Below are 3,368 nucleotides of genomic sequence, written 5' to 3' on the forward strand. Positions count from 1 at the left end.
ACGGCTGCGCAGCGGCGCCGGGGCGCGGCGGGCGGCGCAGCCGGGCCACGGCGCCGCAGGCCAGCAGCGTGACAAAGCGAATCAGCACCAGCGCCAGCGTGATCGCCACCGCCGTACCTGCCAGCGCCAGCGCCGGCCACAGTGCCGACGCTGCGCCGGGCAGTGGGCGCAGCGGCTGCGGCAGCGCGCGCAGCAGCGCTGGCAACTGCAGCCCCACCAGCGTGAAGACCAGCCCGTTGAGCGCGAACAGCAAGGTGGCCCAGGCCCCATGCGCCTGCAGCCGGAAGGCCATGAAGTGGCCCGAGCGCGCCTGCAGCGCATTGCCCGCCATGCCGCAGGCCACCACCGCCAGCACGCCCGACAGGCCGAAGTGCTCGGCCAGCAGGTAGGGCGCGAACGGGGCCAGCAGCATCAGCAGCACGGCAGACGAGCCGTTGCCGCCGCCCTTGGGCCACAGGTACACGTAGGCCAGCTTCAGGCCCAGGCCGCAGGCAACGCCGACCGCCACGCCTGCCGCAGCCGTCCAGGCAAAGGTACCCAGCGTGTGCGGCAGCGAGAACGCCCGCGTGGCGACCGCCGCGACGGCGAACTTGACGGCGATGAGCGCTGCGGCGTCGTTCATCAGCGATTCGCCCTCCAGAATGTGGCGCAGCTTGGGCGGCACCCTGTGGCGCTGCAGCAGGGCCGAAACCGCCACCGGGTCGGTGGGCGACAGCACCGCCGCCAGCAGGTAGCAGACCGCGTGCGGCAGGCTCTGGATCAGTAGATGAATCAGCCCGCCGACGGCCCAGACGTTGAAGAACACGAACACCGTGGACAGCAGCAGGATGGGCCAGCGGTAGGTGCCGAACTCGCGCTGCGGCATCTGCCAGCCGTCGGCAAACAGCATGGGCGGGATGAACAGCAGCATGAACACCTCGGGGTGGAACTGCACGTGCAGCCCCTGGTCGGGCCACCCCGCCAGCGCGCCCAGCGCAATCTGCAGCAGCGCCAGCGGCACGCGCGGAAAAGCCTGGGCTATCCAGCCCGAAAGCCCCGCCAGCGCCATCACGGCCAGCAGGGAAAGAACGGTGTGTTGCATGAATGCGCAGTGCAATGGAGAAGCATTCGCACTGTGCGCGGCGAGCGCGGGCGCATTGGGGAGAATGGGTAAAGCAGGGCGGTGGGGTGTCACCGGATGCAACCATTGCTCGACTGGCCGCTGACGGCCCCATCGCGGCGCCGCGCGCTCGGCGGATTACTTGTACAATATATGAGACAAGTAAAGGGGTCCGCCATGCAAGTCATCAGCTACAGCCAGGCACGCAGCCAGCTCAAGGGCGTCATCGATCGCGTGGTCGCCGACTGCGATGCCACCCTCATCCATCGCCGCGACGGAGAAAACGCCGTACTCCTCTCCGAAAGCACCTACAACAGCATGATGGAAACCCTTTACCTCCTGCAAAGCCCGGCCAACGCCGCACGGCTGATGCAGGCCGTCGAACTCGACCGCCAGGGCAAGGCGCAGGTGCGCGAACTCATCGCACCATGAGCCGGGCCATCAAGTTCCTGCCCCCCGCGTGGGACGACTACCTGTACTGGCACGGGCAGGACAAGAAGACCCTCAAGCGCATCAATGCTCTGCTCACCGAAGCCGCCCGCACACCGTTCACCGGCACAGGCAAGCCAGAGCCCCTGGTAGAAAACCTCTCGGGCTACTGGTCGCGCCGCATCGACCAGACAAACCGGCTGGTTTACCGAGCCGACGACCAGGATATCGTCGTGCTGTCCTGCCGCTACCACTACCAGTCTTGATGGATGGTGCGGATTTGGTCCCCTCGACAGGAATCGAACCTGTATCTAGCGCTTAGGAGGCACTCGTTCTATCCATTTGAACTACGAGGAGGGAGCCGCGCATTGTAGAAGAGCGGCAGCGCCGCCTTGCGCGGCGCGGTATGCGCAGATTTTAGATAAAAACAGCCTCTAGCGCTTGCTGGTAAAGCGCAGGTAGCTATAAAACAAATAGCAAATCAGTCATACCTCATCGTGTAGATGATGTCCACCGCGTTCTTCTCGCCCGTCTGTCCGCGCAGCGTGAGGCGGCGCGAGAGGTCGTAGAAGATGTACAGCGTGCCCAGGGTGCCCGACAGGCTGCGCTCGTAGGTCAGGTACAGGTTCTTGGACAGCCGCTTGCCGAAGGTGAGGGCGGCGCTGCTGGCGTCCTCGCCCGTGCCCGGGCCTTTGAACCCGATCTCGTCCAGGCCCAGGCGGCTGGCCGCGTTGGCGGTGGGGCTGCTGCCGCCGGGGCGTCCCAGCAGGGCCAGCGCAGCCTGCTGCAGCATGGCGGCCTCGGCGCCGCCTGCTGCGGCGTCGCGGCCCAGCACCACCCACGAGAGCTTCTCGGCGTCGGTCAGTTCGGGGTCGGAGTACAGCCGCACGCGCGGCACCCGTGCGCTGCCGGTGACCTGCACGCCCGCGCGCACGCTGATGTTGGGCCGCAGCGCCAGGATGTCGAGCGAGGGGTTGTCGTAGGGGCCGTTGAAGCGGATGAGCCCCGTCTCCACGTCCAGCATCTGGCCCCAGGCGCGGTAGCGGCCTTCCTCGGTGCGCACCTCGCCGGTCACGCGCGGCGCAGCGCCGAGTGCGGCGCTGCTGCGGATGTCCAGCTCGCCGGTCAGGCGCGTGGTGATGCCGTGGCCCTGCAGCGCGAAGTCGTGGCCCAGGTTGAACGTGACGGCGATGTCGGGCGGCTTGGCGGTCTCGGGCTGCGCGGCCGCCTGGCTGGCGCGGGCGGCGGCCTGCGCCTTGGCCTGGTCCTCGCGGTCCTTGGCGGCGGAGCGCACGACCACGTCCGAGCCCAGGCTGGGCGCGGACTCGTCGGGCAGGATGATGGTGGCGCGGTCGGCGGTGAGCTGGCCGCGCAGGCGCAACTGGCCCTGCTGCAGCTGCGCCTGCAGCGGGCCGGAGAGGCTGAGCTGCCGGTCCGCGCGCGCCAGCACCTGCAGGGCACGGGCTTCGGCGCGCAAGTCCATGGCGATGCCCGACAGGCCCTCGCCCGCGTTCTCGGCCCAGGTGATGTGGCCCGTGGCGGTGAGCGTGCCCCCGTCCCGGGGCGCCGCCGTGCGGTTGCCGCTGAAGCCCGCGATGCGCGCGCGGCTGCCGGGCCCGCCCTGCAGGCGGAACTCCGTCACGTCGAGCTGGTTGCCGCGTAGCGTGGCGCGCAGGCGCCCGTCCTGCAGGTCCACGCCATCGACGACGGAGCGCACGGCCAGGGCGTCCGCGCCCAGCGTGCCCGCCCAGCGCGGCGCGGCGCGCGTGCCCGACAGCGTGGCGTTGGCGTCGAGCGTGCCGCGCACGCGCCAGCCCGGCGGCGCCAGGGCCGACCACAC

At 69.5% G+C, this 3,368-nt stretch carries 4 protein-coding genes and 1 tRNA gene; 2 read left to right on the forward strand and 3 right to left on the reverse strand.

All coding sequences use genetic code 11. The features are described 5' to 3' along the window. Positions 1-1,081: cation:proton antiporter (locus tag QM569_RS06245; RefSeq protein ID WP_414986362.1), on the reverse strand; the 1,081-nt coding region annotated here is incomplete at its 3' end. Between the two features lie 195 nt (positions 1,082-1,276). Here QM569_RS06245 and QM569_RS06250 point away from each other — a divergent pair. Together QM569_RS06250 and QM569_RS06255 are read left to right on the forward strand one after the other, a co-directional pair. Beyond that, positions 1,277-1,531: a type II toxin-antitoxin system Phd/YefM family antitoxin gene (locus QM569_RS06250; protein ID WP_414986363.1), complete on the forward strand. Its 255-nt coding sequence runs from the start codon at positions 1,277-1,279 to the stop codon at positions 1,529-1,531. Beyond that, a complete protein-coding gene (locus QM569_RS06255) occupies positions 1,528-1,794 on the forward strand; it encodes a Txe/YoeB family addiction module toxin (protein WP_414986364.1) in 267 nt (88 codons plus the stop codon). Before QM569_RS06250 ends, QM569_RS06255 begins: the two co-directional genes overlap by 4 nt. Before the next feature lie 15 nt (positions 1,795-1,809). On the opposite strand, the gene QM569_RS06260 is transcribed toward QM569_RS06255, so the two are convergent. Together QM569_RS06260 and QM569_RS06265 are read right to left on the reverse strand one after the other, a co-directional pair. After that, positions 1,810-1,885 (reverse strand) — tRNA-Arg (locus tag QM569_RS06260). Between the two features lie 124 nt (positions 1,886-2,009). Beyond that, positions 2,010-3,368 (reverse strand): translocation/assembly module TamB domain-containing protein (locus QM569_RS06265; RefSeq protein ID WP_414986365.1); only part of this gene is annotated, 1,359 nt, incomplete at its 5' end.

This window comes from Acidovorax sp., assembly GCF_047607405.1.
Classification (GTDB): domain Bacteria; phylum Pseudomonadota; class Gammaproteobacteria; order Burkholderiales; family Burkholderiaceae_C; genus Acidovorax.